Annotated in this window: 13 protein-coding genes; 8 read left to right on the plus strand and 5 right to left on the minus strand. The window is 59.1% G+C overall.

The window, feature by feature from the left end:
* Window positions 1–350 precede the first annotated feature (350 nt).
* Window positions 351–1,814, plus strand: coding sequence for a glyceraldehyde-3-phosphate dehydrogenase (locus tag QMX93_RS14880; RefSeq protein WP_008082184.1), 1,464 nt, complete (start codon window positions 351–353; stop codon window positions 1,812–1,814).
* Window positions 1,815–1,985: 171 nt separating this feature from the next.
* Here the strand turns inward: QMX93_RS14880 and QMX93_RS14885 are convergent, their stop codons facing one another.
* A complete protein-coding gene (locus QMX93_RS14885) occupies window positions 1,986–3,287 on the minus strand; it encodes an MFS transporter (RefSeq protein WP_282356715.1) in 1,302 nt (433 codons plus the stop codon).
* Between the two features lie 73 nt (window positions 3,288–3,360).
* Between QMX93_RS14885 and QMX93_RS14890 the strand changes: the two genes are divergently transcribed.
* Both QMX93_RS14890 and sthA read left to right on the plus strand, forming a co-directional pair.
* Entirely contained in the window at window positions 3,361–4,410 is a 1,050-nt protein-coding gene (locus tag QMX93_RS14890; RefSeq protein WP_282356716.1) for an FAD:protein FMN transferase, read from the plus strand.
* A gap of 197 nt (window positions 4,411–4,607) precedes the next feature.
* Entirely contained in the window at window positions 4,608–6,002 is a 1,395-nt protein-coding gene (sthA, locus tag QMX93_RS14895) for a Si-specific NAD(P)(+) transhydrogenase (RefSeq protein WP_038362239.1), read from the plus strand.
* A 42-nt stretch (window positions 6,003–6,044) separates the two neighbouring features.
* Here the strand turns inward: sthA and QMX93_RS14900 are convergent, their stop codons facing one another.
* Entirely contained in the window at window positions 6,045–6,767 is a 723-nt protein-coding gene (locus tag QMX93_RS14900) for a glycerophosphodiester phosphodiesterase family protein (protein ID WP_282356717.1), read from the minus strand.
* A 14-nt stretch (window positions 6,768–6,781) separates the two neighbouring features.
* Window positions 6,782–7,363, minus strand: a complete 582-nt coding sequence (locus QMX93_RS14905; protein ID WP_282356718.1) for a PilZ domain-containing protein — start codon at window positions 7,361–7,363, stop codon at window positions 6,782–6,784.
* Between the two features lie 94 nt (window positions 7,364–7,457).
* Here QMX93_RS14905 and QMX93_RS14910 point away from each other — a divergent pair, with 94 nt between their 5' ends.
* The 3 genes from QMX93_RS14910 (at window position 7,458) to QMX93_RS14920 (ending at window position 10,707) form a co-directional block, all read left to right on the plus strand.
* Complete coding sequence (locus tag QMX93_RS14910; RefSeq protein WP_053122066.1) at window positions 7,458–8,708, plus strand: lipoprotein-releasing ABC transporter permease subunit; 1,251 nt, start codon at window positions 7,458–7,460, stop codon at window positions 8,706–8,708.
* Window positions 8,709–8,715: 7 nt separating this feature from the next.
* Window positions 8,716–9,399, plus strand: coding sequence for a lipoprotein-releasing ABC transporter ATP-binding protein LolD (gene lolD, locus QMX93_RS14915; RefSeq protein ID WP_177323343.1), 684 nt, complete (start codon window positions 8,716–8,718; stop codon window positions 9,397–9,399).
* A gap of 63 nt (window positions 9,400–9,462) precedes the next feature.
* Complete coding sequence (locus QMX93_RS14920) at window positions 9,463–10,707, plus strand: lipoprotein-releasing ABC transporter permease subunit (RefSeq protein ID WP_282356719.1); 1,245 nt, start codon at window positions 9,463–9,465, stop codon at window positions 10,705–10,707.
* Between the two features lie 119 nt (window positions 10,708–10,826).
* Here QMX93_RS14920 and QMX93_RS14925 read toward each other — a convergent pair whose 3' ends face one another.
* Both QMX93_RS14925 and QMX93_RS14930 read right to left on the minus strand, forming a co-directional pair.
* The gene (locus QMX93_RS14925) at window positions 10,827–12,173 is read right to left on the minus strand and encodes a heavy metal sensor histidine kinase (protein WP_282356720.1); all 1,347 of its coding nucleotides are present in this window, start codon (window positions 12,171–12,173) and stop codon (window positions 10,827–10,829) included.
* Entirely contained in the window at window positions 12,173–12,853 is a 681-nt protein-coding gene (locus tag QMX93_RS14930) for a heavy metal response regulator transcription factor (RefSeq protein WP_159814271.1), read from the minus strand. The genes QMX93_RS14925 and QMX93_RS14930 overlap by 1 nt, the downstream gene beginning before the upstream one ends.
* Before the next feature lie 164 nt (window positions 12,854–13,017).
* Between QMX93_RS14930 and QMX93_RS14935 the strand changes: the two genes are divergently transcribed.
* A complete protein-coding gene (locus tag QMX93_RS14935; RefSeq protein ID WP_282356721.1) occupies window positions 13,018–13,545 on the plus strand; it encodes a cupredoxin family protein in 528 nt (175 codons plus the stop codon).
* Window positions 13,546–13,606: 61 nt separating this feature from the next.
* Window positions 13,607–14,437, plus strand: coding sequence for an NADPH-dependent 7-cyano-7-deazaguanine reductase QueF (queF, locus tag QMX93_RS14940; RefSeq protein WP_159814267.1), 831 nt, complete (start codon window positions 13,607–13,609; stop codon window positions 14,435–14,437).
* The last annotated feature ends 56 nt before the right edge of the window (window positions 14,438–14,493 follow it).

Here is a 14,493-nt window from a genome sequence, read left to right on the forward strand (position 1 = left end):
GGTTGAGCTCCAGGCTTTGCGACAAAGTCGGTAATTGTAGCGGCGTCGGGTGTCGCCTGTCAGTTGCAGACTACGTCTATCTTCACTGTTTTGGCGAAATGTAGTGGTAACCATAAAAACGAGCACTTTTTTAGTGGTTATGTAGTGCTGAAATTGGCTCGTGTTACGGAGGGTTACAGACATCGTCTAACAGTCGACGAAAAATTGACTGCGCTGGAAGCCGCGTATTTACTGGGCTGGCGCGGGGCGTGATTTTTTTGAAAGGAATTTTGTTACCGGTTTCGCGACAAGCGCGCATTGCTGAATGAGGTTGTGGGCGGCATAATGTAGCCCCTTTTTTCTGCCCCTACATGTGGAAGGTTACCGTGACTCAGAAGCCCGACCAGTGTCTTGGTGAATGGATCGACCGTGAAGCACTCGCAGAAGCGATGATCCCGCTTATCGGTCAGCTCTACCGCAATAACAACGTGGTGAGCTCGATCTATGGCCGCAGCCTGATCAACCAGTCTGTCATCGCGATTCTCAAAGCTCACCGCTTTGCGCGCCACCGTTCTTCCGACGACAGCGAACTCTCCGTCCACGAAACATTCCCACTGCTCAAAGCCATGAGCGAGCTCAAGCTCGGCGCGGCTTCGGTAGATCTGGGCAAGTTGGCGTTCAAATTCCGCAACGAAGGCAACGGCCGCAGCGCCGAGCAATTCGTTCGTGAAGAAATGGCTGATGTGGTTGGCCAGCAAAACGCTTCCGCACGTAAAGGCACCGACGTTGTGCTGTACGGCTTCGGTCGTATCGGCCGTCTGCTGGCGCGCATCCTGATCGAGAAAACCGGTGGTGGCGACGGTCTGCGTCTGCGTGCCATCGTCGTGCGCAAAGGCGCCGACAACGACCTGACCAAACGTGCCAGCCTGCTGCGTCGCGACTCGGTACATGGTTCGTTCAACGGCACCATTACCATCGACGAAGAAAACAACACCATCACCGCCAACGGTAACCTGATCCAGGTGATCTACGCGAAGAACCCGACTGAAGTGGATTACACCCAGTACGGCATCAAAGACGCGCTGCTGGTGGACAACACCGGTGTATGGCGTGACGCTGATGGCCTGGGCCAGCACTTGCAGTGCCCGGGTATCGACCGCGTTGTTCTGACTGCGCCAGGCAAAGGCAAGCTGAAGAACATCGTTCACGGCATCAACCACGGTGAAATCACCGCTGATGACAAGATCGTCTCCGCTGCTTCCTGCACCACCAACGCCATCGTGCCGGTGCTGAAAGCTGTGAATGACAAGTTCGGCATCATCAACGGTCACGTCGAAACCGTTCACTCGTACACCAACGACCAGAACCTGATCGACAACTTCCACAAAGGCGATCGCCGTGGTCGTAGCGCCGCGCTGAACATGGTGATCACCGAAACCGGTGCTGCCACCGCTGCTGCCAAGGCTCTGCCTGAGCTGGCCGGCAAGCTGACCGGTAACGCGATCCGCGTTCCAACTCCGAACGTGTCGATGGCCATTCTCAACCTCAACCTTGAGAAAGCCGCCACCCGTGAAGAGATGAACGAGTACCTGCGCTACATGGCGCTGCACTCCGATCTGCACAAGCAAATCGACTTCGTTAACTCGCAGGAAGTGGTTTCGACTGACTTCGTTGGTTCGCGCCACGCCGGTGTGGTCGATGCTGAAGCGACCATCGTTCAGGACAACCGCGTTGTTCTGTATGTTTGGTACGACAACGAGTTCGGTTACAGCTGCCAGGTTATCCGCGTGATGGAAGACATGGCTGATGTGAATCCGCCAGCGTTCCCGCGCTAAGCGATAGCTGCATATGAAAACGCCCCGACTTTGGTCGGGGCGTTTTTGTTTGTGTGCCTTTTAGAGCTGTGTTGTCAGTGCTGGCCCCTTCGCGAGCAAGCTCGGCTCCTACAAGGGATTTGTGAGCGCCACATCTCCAATGTAGGAGCAAAGCTTGCTCGCGATGGCGTCCTAGCGGGCGCCGCCAGGGATGGCCGCTTGCGCAGTGCGCAGCTCATGCTTGTTGCCCCGGAACAACACCAGCGTCGCCAACAACCCCAACACCGCCGCACCACTCAGCCAGATCCCCGGCGCAGCTTTGTTATCCAGCACATGAATCAGGTACGTGCACGCCGCCGGCGTAAACCCGCCAAACGTCGCCGTCGCCAGGCTATAGGCCAGCGAGAACCCGGTTGTACGCACTTCCACCGGCATGATCTCGGTCAGCGCCACCACCATCGCGCCGTTGTACGAGCCGTACAGGAACGACAACCACAATTCGACGATCAGCAAATGGCTGAAGCTCGGATTCGCCACCAACCACGACAGCGCCGGGTACGCGGTCAGAATCGCCAGAATCGTCGCCGCCAGCAGTAGGGGTTTACGCCCGATCTTGTCAGACACCGCACCCATCACCGGCAGCCAGAAGAAGTTCGACAGCCCAATACACACCGTCACCAGCAACGCATCGAAGTCCGACAAGTGCAGCTCAGCCTTGCCGAAGGTCGGGGTGTACGCAGTGATCAAATAGAAAGACACCGTGGTCATCACCACCAGCGCCATGCCAGCGATAACGATGCCAAAGTTCTGACCGATCGAGCGGACAATTTCCCGCAGGGTAGGGCGATGTTTCCGCGCCTGGAATTCCGGGGTTTCTTCCAGCGAACGACGAATGACGAAGATCACCGGCACAATCATGCAGCCAATCAGGAACGGCACGCGCCAGCCCCAGTCACCCATCTGTTCCGGACTCAGCCAATGATTGAGGCCGACGCCGAGCAAACCGGCAAACACCACCGCCGCTTGTTGGCTGGCGGACTGCCAACTGACGAAAAAGCCCTTGCGGCCCGGTGTGGCGATTTCAGCCAGATACACCGACACGCCGCCCAACTCCACGCCCGCCGAGAAACCTTGCAGCAAGCGGCCAAACAGCACCAGCAAAGGAGCGGCAACGCCGAGGGTGGCGTATCCCGGAACACAGGCAATCAGCACCGTACCGGCGGCCATCAATGCCAGCGTGATGATCAAACCCTGGCGACGGCCATGACGGTCAATGTAGGCGCCGAGGAAGATCGCTCCCAGCGGTCGCATCAGGAAACCGGCACCAAAAGTCGCCAACGACAGCATCAGCGAAGCGAAGGCACTGTCAGTCGGGAAGAAGGTTTTGGCGATGGCCGTGGCGTAGAAGCCATAGACCATGAAGTCGAACATTTCGAGGAAGTTGCCGCTGACAACGCGAAAGATCGCTTTGCCTTTGCCCGTGGAAGTGGACATTTTTAGATACTCTTTATTGGATTTTTAGAAGCGCGTTCCATCCGTTGGGAGCGAGCGGGCCCTTTGATTCATAATGGCCGGCGCTGTTTTGCGGGGAGATGAAGAATTGTTCACTGGACGGTTTGTGGGGTTCGTGGTTTTAGCGGCTTTTTTGGCGGCCTGCGGCGAGGGTGAGTCGATGGAAAGCTTTGGCGGGCCAACCATGGGCAGCACGTATTCGATCAAGTACGTGCGTCATGTGGGTGATGCCGATTCCGCGCAAGTTCGCAGTGAAGTAGAAGGGATCCTCGCCGAAGTCGACCAGCAGCTGTCCACTTACCGCAACGATTCCGACATCGAACGTTTCAACGCTTTGCCCGCCAATAGCTGTCAGACAATGCCCGCGTCGGTACTCGAATTGATCCGCGTTGGCGGACTACTGTCAGCGCAAAGCGAAGGTTCCTACGACCTCACCGTTGAACCGCTGATGAATCTCTGGGGCTTCGGCCCGCAAGGCCGCGAAGAAAAAGTCCCCGATGCCGCCGCGCTGGACGAGGTGATGCAGCGGGTCGGTCATCAGCATCTGCACATTAATGGTGATCAGTTGTGCAAGGACGCCGCTGTCGAGGTCGACTTCAATAGTATCGCTGCCGGTTATGCCGTCGACACCATCGCCGCAAGGCTCGACGCGCTGGGCATCCACGATTACCTCGCCGAAGCCACCGGCGAACTCAAGGCAAAAGGCAAAAAGCTCGACGGCTCCCCGTGGCGCATTGCTCTGGAAGAACCCCGCGACGATCAACAGATCGCCGAGCGCATCATTGATGTCGACGGCTACGGCGTTTCGACCTCTGGCGACTACCGCAACTATTTCCTGCAGGACGGTCGGCGCTATTCCCACACCTTCGATGCCCGCACCGGTGCACCCGTCCTACACGACCTGGCGTCAGTCACGGTAATTCATCCTTCAGCGTTGATGGCCGATGGACTATCGACGCTGTTGCTTATTCTCGGCCCCGAAAGGGCTATGGACTATGCCGAAAAACATGACATCGGTGCATTCTTGGTGATTCGTGCCGATACAGGTTTCGTCATCCGCACCAGTCCGGCGTTCGAACGCCTCAGTGGCAAAAAAACTGACTGAGAACAATACGAAAGCTGGCGTTGTAGTGCAGGCAAAAGTAGCCTACGACGCGACCAAGGGTTAATGTGCGCGGCGTTGACGCTTCTATAGACTGTGTCCGGGTTCTTGATTGACCCCCAATTGTTCCTTCGCGCCGCCGTTCGGCGTGATTTAGCCGTAGGTGCTGCTGGCACCGCGGCCTGTTCTGAGGAGTACGCATGGCTGTCTACAACTACGACGTGGTGGTACTGGGTTCCGGCCCGGCGGGAGAAGGCGCGGCAATGAACGCCGCCAAAGCAGGGCGCAAGGTCGCGATGGTCGACAGCCGTCGTCAGGTCGGCGGCAACTGCACCCACCTCGGCACCATCCCGTCCAAGGCACTGCGTCACTCGGTGCGGCAGATCATGCAGTTCAACACTAATCCTATGTTCCGGGCGATCGGCGAGCCACGCTGGTTCTCCTTCCCGGACGTGTTGAAAAGCGCCGAGAAAGTCATTTCCAAACAAGTCGCCTCGCGCACCGGCTACTACGCCCGTAACCGCGTCGACGTGTTCTTCGGCACCGGCAGCTTCGCCGACGAGCAAACCATCGAAGTGGTCTGCGCCAACGGCGTGGTCGAGAAACTGGTGGCCAAGCACATCATCATCGCCACCGGTTCGCGTCCTTATCGCCCGGCGGACATCGATTTCCACCACCCGCGTATCTACGATAGCGACACCATCCTCAGCCTCAACCACACCCCGCGCAAACTGATCGTTTACGGCGCTGGCGTGATCGGTTGCGAATACGCGTCGATCTTCAGCGGTCTGGGCGTACTGGTTGAACTGGTCGATAACCGTGGTCAGTTGCTGAGTTTCCTCGACTCGGAAATCTCCCAGGCGTTGAGCTACCACTTCAGCAACAACAACATCACTGTTCGCCACAACGAAGATTACGATCGCGTTGAAGGCGTCGACAACGGCGTGATCCTGCACCTCAAATCCGGCAAGAAGATCAAGGCCGACGCCTTGCTCTGGTGCAACGGCCGTACCGGCAACACCGACACGCTGGGTCTGGAAAACATCGGCGTCAAGGTCAACAGTCGTGGCCAGATCGAAGTCGACGAGGCTTACCGCACCTGCGTACCGAACATCTACGGTGCCGGTGACGTGATCGGCTGGCCGAGCCTGGCCAGTGCCGCTCACGACCAGGGCCGTTCGGCCGCTGGCAGCATCGTTGATAACGGCAGCTGGCGCTTTGTGAATGACGTGCCGACCGGCATCTACACCATTCCGGAGATCAGCTCGATCGGCAAGAACGAGCAGGAGCTGACCCAGGCCAAAGTGCCGTATGAAGTCGGCAAGGCGTTCTTCAAGAGCATGGCGCGTGCGCAGATCGCCGGCGAGCCGCAAGGCATGCTGAAGATCCTGTTCCACCGTGAAACCCTGGAAGTGTTGGGCGTGCACTGCTTCGGTTATCAGGCGTCGGAGATCGTCCACATCGGTCAGGCGATCATGAGCCAGCCGGGTGAACTGAACACCCTGAAGTACTTTGTCAACACGACGTTCAACTACCCGACCATGGCGGAAGCCTATCGGGTAGCGGCGTACGACGGCCTCAACCGGCTTTTTTGACGGGCTCCGGCCGGCGGCCTGAGCCGGCCGGGGAGACCGATTTCAGCAATTCTCGAGCGTGGCAGTGGCCAAACCGGGAAAGTCTGTAATCAGGCTGTCAACGCCGAAGTCGGCGAGTCTGCGCATCAGCGCAGGCTCGTTGACGGTCCACACCGACACATGCAGCCCATGACGCTGCGCCTTCTGCAGGCGTTCCGGCGTACACAGCGTCCAGTTCAGCGCAAGAATCTCGCAGCCGTAACTAGCCGCGACCTTCAACGGGTCGAGCCAGGCGTATTCGGCGACCAGTCCGCGCGACACGTCCGGCACCAGATCCAGCGCCGCTTTCAGCACTTCCCGCGAACTTGAGGTGATCGTCACCTTGTCGAGCAGGCCATGGCGCTGGGCCATTTCACGAATCGCCAGCACCGTGGTTGCCGCACGCGTGCGTGAAGCGCTTTTCACTTCGAGCTGCCAGTGCTCGAAATCACATTGCTCGAACAACTCTTCCAGCGTCGGAATCGGGCATGGCTTGATCCAGCCCGGGCCACCCTTACGCGCGTCGTAAGTCACCAGCTCGGCGGCGGTGTGCTCGACGACTTTGCCGCGCCGATCCGTGGTGCGCTTGAGCGTGGGGTCGTGGATGACCATCAACTCGCCGTCCTTGGACAGGTGCAGATCGAGTTCGCAACGGCGCACGCCGTGCTTGAGACATTCCTGAAAGCTGCTCAGGGTGTTTTCCGGTGCTTCGCCCTTGGCGCCGCGGTGGCCGTAGATGAGGGTCACGGTTCTTCCTTAAATTAAATGCCTGATTCGTTCTGTTCGCGGGCCAGACGTCGTTCCTGGGCCTGCTTCTGCAAGATATAGCGTGCGAGCAATTGGCGCTGGGCGTCGGTCAAGTGTTCGAACTCGGTGCCGACGTCGAATCCGTTGCCCTTGGGGTCGCAATGGGTGACGCGGGCGCGCAGCAACAGGCCCAGCGCTTGCGGCATCAGCACCAGTTTCACCGACAGGTGCGCGCCGGCGGCGATCGGTGTCGGGTGCTGAAAGTCGATCCCGCCTTCGGAAATGATCACCGGTTGCGGCTCGCCGATCTGGCCGAGCACGGTCAGGGCGACCACCTGGCTGAGCAGGTCGATGCGTTTGTTCTGGGATTTCAGGACCGCGGCGATGGCGCGGTCGCGCTCGCTGATCTGCCGCAACAAGTGCTGCGACTCGAATTCGCTCAGGTGCAGTTCGCTGAGCAGGTTGAACAGCGGGGAAGCATCCTGCAACACTTCCTGGCCTGCGGCTTCGGGAGCGGACAGGGGCCGAATTTCCAGTGCGATCGTGTCCTCGATACGGTAGTATTCGCGGCGATCTTCTTCATCTAATGTCGACATGGCGAACCCATGGTAGCGGCGGTGGTCTGAGTGTAAAGCTGGTTATCGACCCCCGCCACAAGGACGTTCCTTTTCCCTCCGAACAAGCCCCGACATGTTCAGACCTCTCTTCGTATTTATCGGCACGCGTTATACCCGTGCAAAGCGTCGCAATCATTTTGTGTCATTCATTTCCCTGACTTCGATGATCGGGCTCGCCCTTGGCGTGGTCGTGATGATCGTCGTGCTGTCGGTGATGAATGGCTTCGATCATGAGATGCGCACCCGCGTGCTGGGCATGGTGCCCCACGCGACCATTGAATCCACTGAGCCGATCAACGACTGGCAAAGCCTGGCCACCAAGGTCAAGCAGAACCCGCAGGTGACGGCGGTTGCGCCGTTCACCCAGATGCAGGGCCTGCTGACCAACAACGGTCAGGTCTCCAAGGTGTTGCTCAATGCCATTGACCCTGCGCTCGAGCGCAAAGTGTCGATCATCGACAACTTCATGAAGCAGGGCAAACTCGACGATTTGACGCCGGGCAGCTTCGGCATCGTCATCGGCGACAAGGCCGCGACCAAGCTGGGCGTCGGCATCGGTGACAAGGTCACCTTCGTCGCGCCGGAGGTCAGCGTGACCCCGGCCGGGATGTTCCCGCGCATGAAGCGCTTCACCGTGGTCGGCATTTTCCATGTCGGCGCCGGCGAGCTCGACGGCTATCTGGGCGTCACCAACCTGCAGGATCTGGCGAAGATGCACCGCTGGAAGCCTGATCAGGTGCAGGGCATCCGCCTGAAGTTCGACGACTTGTTCCAGGCACCGCGTGTGGCATGGAACATCGCCCAGCAACTTGGCGAAGACCATTATTACGCTCGCGACTGGACGCGCACCCACGGCAATCTGTATCAGGCAATCCGTATGGAAAAAGCCATGATTGGCCTGCTGTTGCTGCTGATCGTCGCCGTTGCCGCGTTCAACATCATTTCCACATTGGTGATGGTGGTGAATGACAAGAAGGGCGACATCGCCATTCTGCGCACCTTGGGCGCGACGCCGGGCACGATCATGCGCACGTTCATGGTGCAAGGCACGGTGATCGGTGTAGTCGGCACAGCGATTGGCGCGGTGGTCGGGATTTTCGCGGCGCTCAATGTCAGCGCGGCGATCTCGGCACTGGAAGGGCTGATCGGCCACAAATTCCTTAATGCTGACGTGTATTTCATTGATTATCTTCCGTCGCAGGTGCAGAGCCAGGACGTGGTCATGGTCTGCGCGGCGGCGTTGGTTCTGAGTTTCCTCGCCACCCTGTATCCCGCCTGGCGTGCCGCGCGCACCCAGCCGGCGGAGGCGCTACGTTATGAGTGAGTCGGGCATGAGTGAACAAGCAATCTTGAGCTGCCGCAACCTGGGCAAATCCTACGAGGAAGGCCCGGAGTCGGTGGAAGTGCTGGCCGGTCTGCAACTGGAGTTGCACCCGGGCGAGCGTGTGGCAATTGTCGGCACCTCGGGTTCGGGCAAAAGTACTTTGCTCAACCTGCTCGGTGGACTGGATACGCCGACCAAGGGCAGCGTCTGGCTCGATGGCGAAGAATTGTCGGCACTGAGCGAGAAGAAGCGCGGCCTGCTGCGCAACCGTGCACTTGGTTTCGTTTACCAGTTCCACCACTTGCTGCCGGAATTCACCGCGCTGGAAAACGTGTGCATGCCGCTGCTGATCGGCAAGACGCCGATCCCGGAAGCGCGTCAGCGTGCGACCGCTTTGCTGGAGCGCGTCGGCCTCGGTCATCGCCTTGAGCACAAACCCTCGGAACTGTCCGGTGGTGAGCGTCAGCGTGTCGCCATCGCTCGCGCTTTGGTGAACAAGCCAGGCCTGGTGATGCTCGACGAGCCGACCGGCAACCTCGACTCCCACACCGCGCAGGGCATCCAGGATTTGATGCTGGAACTCAGCACCTCGATGCGCACCGCGTTCCTGGTGGTGACTCACGACATGAACCTGGCCCGCCAGATGGATCGCGTACTGCACCTGCAAGAAGGTCGCCTCACGCCTATCTGATTGGTTGAAACCCGACACCTGAAAAGGCGTCGGGTCTTTTATTTTTATACGGTGCCCCAGCGAATGTTCAGACCGTTATCGATCTTTATCGGCACGCGCTATACCCGCGCCAAGCGCCGCAATCGCTTTGTTTCGTTCATTTCGATGACCTCGATGATCGGCCTCGCCCTCGGCGTGCTCGCAATGATCGTGGTGTTGTCGGTGATGAACGGCTTCCAGCGCGAAATGAGCTCGCGCATCCTCGGCATGGTGCCGCACGCGACCATCGTTGGCGTGAAGCCGATTGATGACTGGCAGCCAGTGGCCGCCGCCGCGATGAAAAATCCAGAAGTGACCGCCGCTGTGCCGTTCACCGAAATGGAAGGCATGCTCTCCTATAAAGGCATGATGCAGCCGATCCAGATCAGCGGCGTCGATCCTGCGCAGGAAGGCAAGGTCTCGATCGTTGCCCAGCACATTGTGCAGGGCCGTCTCGATGCGTTGAAACCGGGCGAGTTCGGCGTGGTGATCGGTGAAATCACTGCGCGACGTTTTCGTCTCAACGTCGGCGACAAAATTACTCTGATCGTCCCGGAAGTCAGCACCGCGCCGGGTGGCATCACCCCGCGCATGCAGCGGCTCAACGTAGTCGGCGTGTTCAAGGTTGGCGCTGAACTGGACGGCTCGATGGGCCTGATCCATGTCGCCGACGCCGCGACCATGCAGCACTGGGAACCGAATCAGGTACAGAGCGTGCGTCTGGCAGTCAAAGACCTGTACGCGGCGCCGAAAGTCTCCGCAGACATCGCCGCCAGTCTGGGCACCGAGTTCAAGGCTGACGACTGGACGCACACTCAGGGCAGCCTGTTCAGTGCGATGAAGATGGAAAAAACCATGATCGGCCTGCTGTTGCTGATGATCGTCGCGGTGGCGGCGTTCAACATCATCGCGACCCTGATCATGGTGGTGAACGACAAGGGCGCGGACATCGCGATCCTGCGTACCATCGGCGCGACGCCCCGGCAGATCATGGCGATTTTCATGGTGCAGGGCACGGTGATCGGGATTGTCGGTACGATCATTGGCGGCGTGTTGGGCGTGATTGCGGCGTTGAATGTCAGTCAGATCGTCGGCTGGATTGAGCGAGTCAGTGGGCAGCATATCTTTAGCTCTGACGTGTACTTCGTCAGCAATCTGCCGTCGGAATTGCAGGGCGGGGATGTGTTGTTGATCTGCTCGGCGGGGTTCATTTTGAGCTTCCTGGCGACGGTGTATCCGGCGTGGCGAGCGGCGAAGATCGAGCCGGCTCATGCCCTGAGATATTCGTAAGCGATCCCAAGCGCGTTCCCACGCTCTGCGTGGGAACGCCTCAACGGACGCTCCGCGTTCGGCTCTGGAAGGGACGCGGAGCGTCCCGGGCGGCGTTCCCACGCAGAGCGTGGGAACGATCAGCTTCGAGGCAACTCAATCACAAACCGCGTCCATCCCGCCTTTGATTCGCAACGAATCTGCCCCCCATGCGCGCGGACGATCGACTGAGTAATCGCCAACCCCAACCCCGCATGCTCACTGCTGCCTTCCTGCCGCGCCGGATCGGCCCGATAAAATCGGTCAAACAGCCGTGGCAACAACTCCGCAGAAATCCCATCCCCAGTGTTTTCAACCGAAACCCGCACAGCACCCGGTAATTCAGCGATCCGCAAACTCACTGAGCCCGCCGCCGGGGTAAACCGCAACGCGTTATCCAGTAAATTCGACAAGGCCCGCCGCAACATATTGCGATCCCCTTCAATCCGCGCGTTACCTTCGCGGCTCAGCGTGACGCCGGCGTCCTCCGCCAGCGGCGCAAAAAACTCCAGCAACACATCGGTCTCATCCGCCAATTCCAGCGGCTCACGCTTGGGCATCAGCAAACCGTGGTCAGCCTTGGCCAGGTACAACATGTCGTTGACCAGTTGCGCCATCCATTGCAGTTCTTCGAGGTTGCTGTGCAGCGCTTCGCGGTAGTCCTCGATCGGCCGGGGGCGGGTGAGGGTGACCTGAGTGTGAGTCAGCAGGTTCGACAGCGGCGTGCGCAGTTCATGGGCGATGTCGGCTGAAAACGCCGAGAGTCGCTGAAACGAATCGTCGAGACGGCCGAGCATGGCGTTGAAACTGTGGGCCATTTCCGCAAGCTCTGGCGGCATTTGCGCTTCCGGCAGTCGGGCATTCAGCGATTGTGCAGAAATCCCACGCGCCACCGCGCTCATGCGCCGTAATGGACGTAAGCCGCTGCGCGCGGCCCACGCGCCGAGCAACGCCGTGGCCAGTGCCGAGAGGCCGACGGTCAGCCAGATCAAATGCTGCATGCGTTGCAGGAAGTGTTGGTGATGGGTGATGTCGAGCAACAGGCTCAAGTGCGGCGAATCGGACTTTTCCGGGTAGAGCGGGGCATTGAGCACGCGGTAATCGGTGCCGTCAGTGCTGATCGTCGACAGCCCGTTTTGCGACGGCAAATCCTTAGGGATCTGCGTCGAGCTGTCGTACCAGCGCTGGCCGTCAGCACCGGTGATGCGCAGCGACAAATCAGCCTGACGGCTGAGCTCATCCGCCAGCCGCGCTTCCCGCTGAGCCGGCTGAACGTCCTGCAGCGCGCGGCGCAGGCCAATCAGTTTGCCATCCAGTTGTTGCTGGTCGAGCTCAATGAAATGTGCCTCGCTGGCGCGGTTGAACAGCACCCCGGCGAACAGCGAGACCACCGCGGTGCAAGCGGCGAATAACAATGCCAGGCGCGAACTCAGGGACAAACGGCGCATCAGACGCTGCGCTCTTCAAGCACGTAACCCATGCCGCGCACGGTGTGGATCAGTTTGTTGGGGAACTCGTCGTCGATTTTCAGGCGCAAACGGCGGATCGCCACTTCGATGACATTGGTGTCGCTGTCGAAATTCATGTCCCAGACCTGCGAGGCGATCAGCGATTTCGGCAGCACTTCGCCTTGGCGACGCAGAAGCATTTCCAGCAGGGCGAACTCTTTGGCGGTCAGGTCGATGCGCTGGCCGCTGCGTTCTACACGGCGGCGAATCAGATCCAGACGCAAGTCGGCGAGTTGCAGACTGGTTTCCTGTGGCGTGGCACTGCCACGACGCAACAGACTGCGCACCCGCGCCAGCAACTCGGAGAAGGCGAACGGTTTGACCAGATAATCGTCAGCACCGAGTTCGAGGCCGTGAACCCTGTCCTCCACCGCGTCTTTAGCCGTGAGAAAAAGTACCGGTGTGTCCAGTCCGGCACTGCGCACAGCTTGCAGAATCTGCCAGCCACTGCGACCGGGCAGCATCACGTCGAGGATCAACAGCGCATAATCACCGCTCAATGCCAATTGCTGACCGCTGTTGCCGTCGGCCACCAGTTCAGTGTTGAACCCGGCCTCGGTCAGGCCCTGACGCAGGTATTGGCCGGTTTTCGCTTGGTCTTCGACGATCAACAGTTTCATGGGCGACTCGGGTTATTCGGGGATGATTCAGTGAAGGCTTTATACCGTGAGAGCACGCGTGAGGCGCCAACCTGACAAAGTTGTAATCTGCCTGTCAGGTTGATGCCAGTGCAGGGCGGCTAAAGTTTCCCACAGGCTGAACCTTATCTTGTTGGAGAACGACCATGTTTTTACGCCAATCCCTGGCCTTGTGTTTGTTGGCGTTGAGCTCGCCGGTATGGGCGGCTCCCGCGCACACTTACGACTTCGGCCAGCCAGCGCCCGCCGCCAAAGCCACGCGCAGTGTTGAAGTGGTGCTGAACGACATGTCGTTCGACCCCAAGGCGATTCAGGTCAAGGCCGGTGAGACGGTTCGTTTTGTGCTGGTGAATAAAGGCCAGTTGCTGCACGAATTCAACCTCGGTGACGCAGCGATGCATGCCAGGCACCAGCAGGAAATGTTGCAGATGCAGCAAAGCGGCATGCTTACGCCTACCGGCATGAAAGAAATGTCCCACGACATGGCGGGCATGGATCACGCCGCGATGGGCCATGGCATGAAGCATGACGACCCGAACAGCGTGCTGGTTGAACCGGGTAAAACGGCGGAACTGACCTGGACGTTCAGCAAAGCCACGAGCCTGGAATTTGCCTGCAATATTCCGGGGCATTATCAGGCGGGGATGGTGGGTAAGTTGACTGTCAGTCAGTAACCACTCAAAGCCGCGCGCAAAGGCTGGTAGAATCCGCTGATTCTTCAGTCAGGTTTCCGCCATGCATCCCGCAGCCGAACATTCGCCGCTGGGCAAGTCCAGCGAATACATCGCCACTTACACGCCGTCCTTGTTGTTCCCGATTCCGCGCACTGCGAAGTGGGCGGAGCTGGGCCTGACCGCCGAGACCCTGCCTTATAAAGGTGTGGATTTCTGGAACTGCTTTGAGCTGTCGTGGTTGTTGCCGTCGGGCAAACCGGTGGTGGCGATTGCCGAGTTCAGCATTCCGGCGGATTCGCCGAATATCATCGAGTCGAAGTCGTTCAAGCTGTACTTGAACTCGTTGAATCAGACGCCGTTTGCTGACGTCGCCACGCTGGAAGCGACGCTGGTCAAGGATTTGTCGGCGGCTGCCGGGAAACCGGTGGGCGTGCGGGTGCGCAGTTTGAAAGACGTTGAAGCCGAAGGCGTTGTGGCGTTGCCGGGCGTGTGCATCGATGATCTGGATATCAGTGTCAGCAACTATGAGCATCCGCGCCCGGAGTTGCTGCGTTGCGATGAGTCGCGGATCGTCGAGGAGACTGTTTACAGTCATCTGCTTAAATCGAACTGCCCGGTGACCAGTCAGCCGGACTGGGGCACGGTGGTCGTGGAATATCGCGGCTCGGCGCTGGATCACGCCAGTTTGCTGGAGTACATCGTGAGTTTCCGTCAGCACTCGGACTTTCATGAGCAGTGTGTGGAGCGGATCTTTCTTGATCTGCAGCGACTGTTGAAGCCGGAGAAACTGACGGTGTTTGCGCGGTATGTGCGTCGCGGTGGTCTGGACATCAACCCGTATCGCAGCACTGAAAGCGTACAACTGCCGAACGACCGGCTCGTGCGTCAATAAATTACCCAATGTAGGAGTGAGCCTGCTCGCGATAGCGGTATAGCAGTCGACATCAT

It is taken from the genome of Pseudomonas sp. PS01303 (assembly GCF_029959385.1).
In the GTDB taxonomy this organism is placed as follows: domain Bacteria; phylum Pseudomonadota; class Gammaproteobacteria; order Pseudomonadales; family Pseudomonadaceae; genus Aquipseudomonas; species Aquipseudomonas rustica.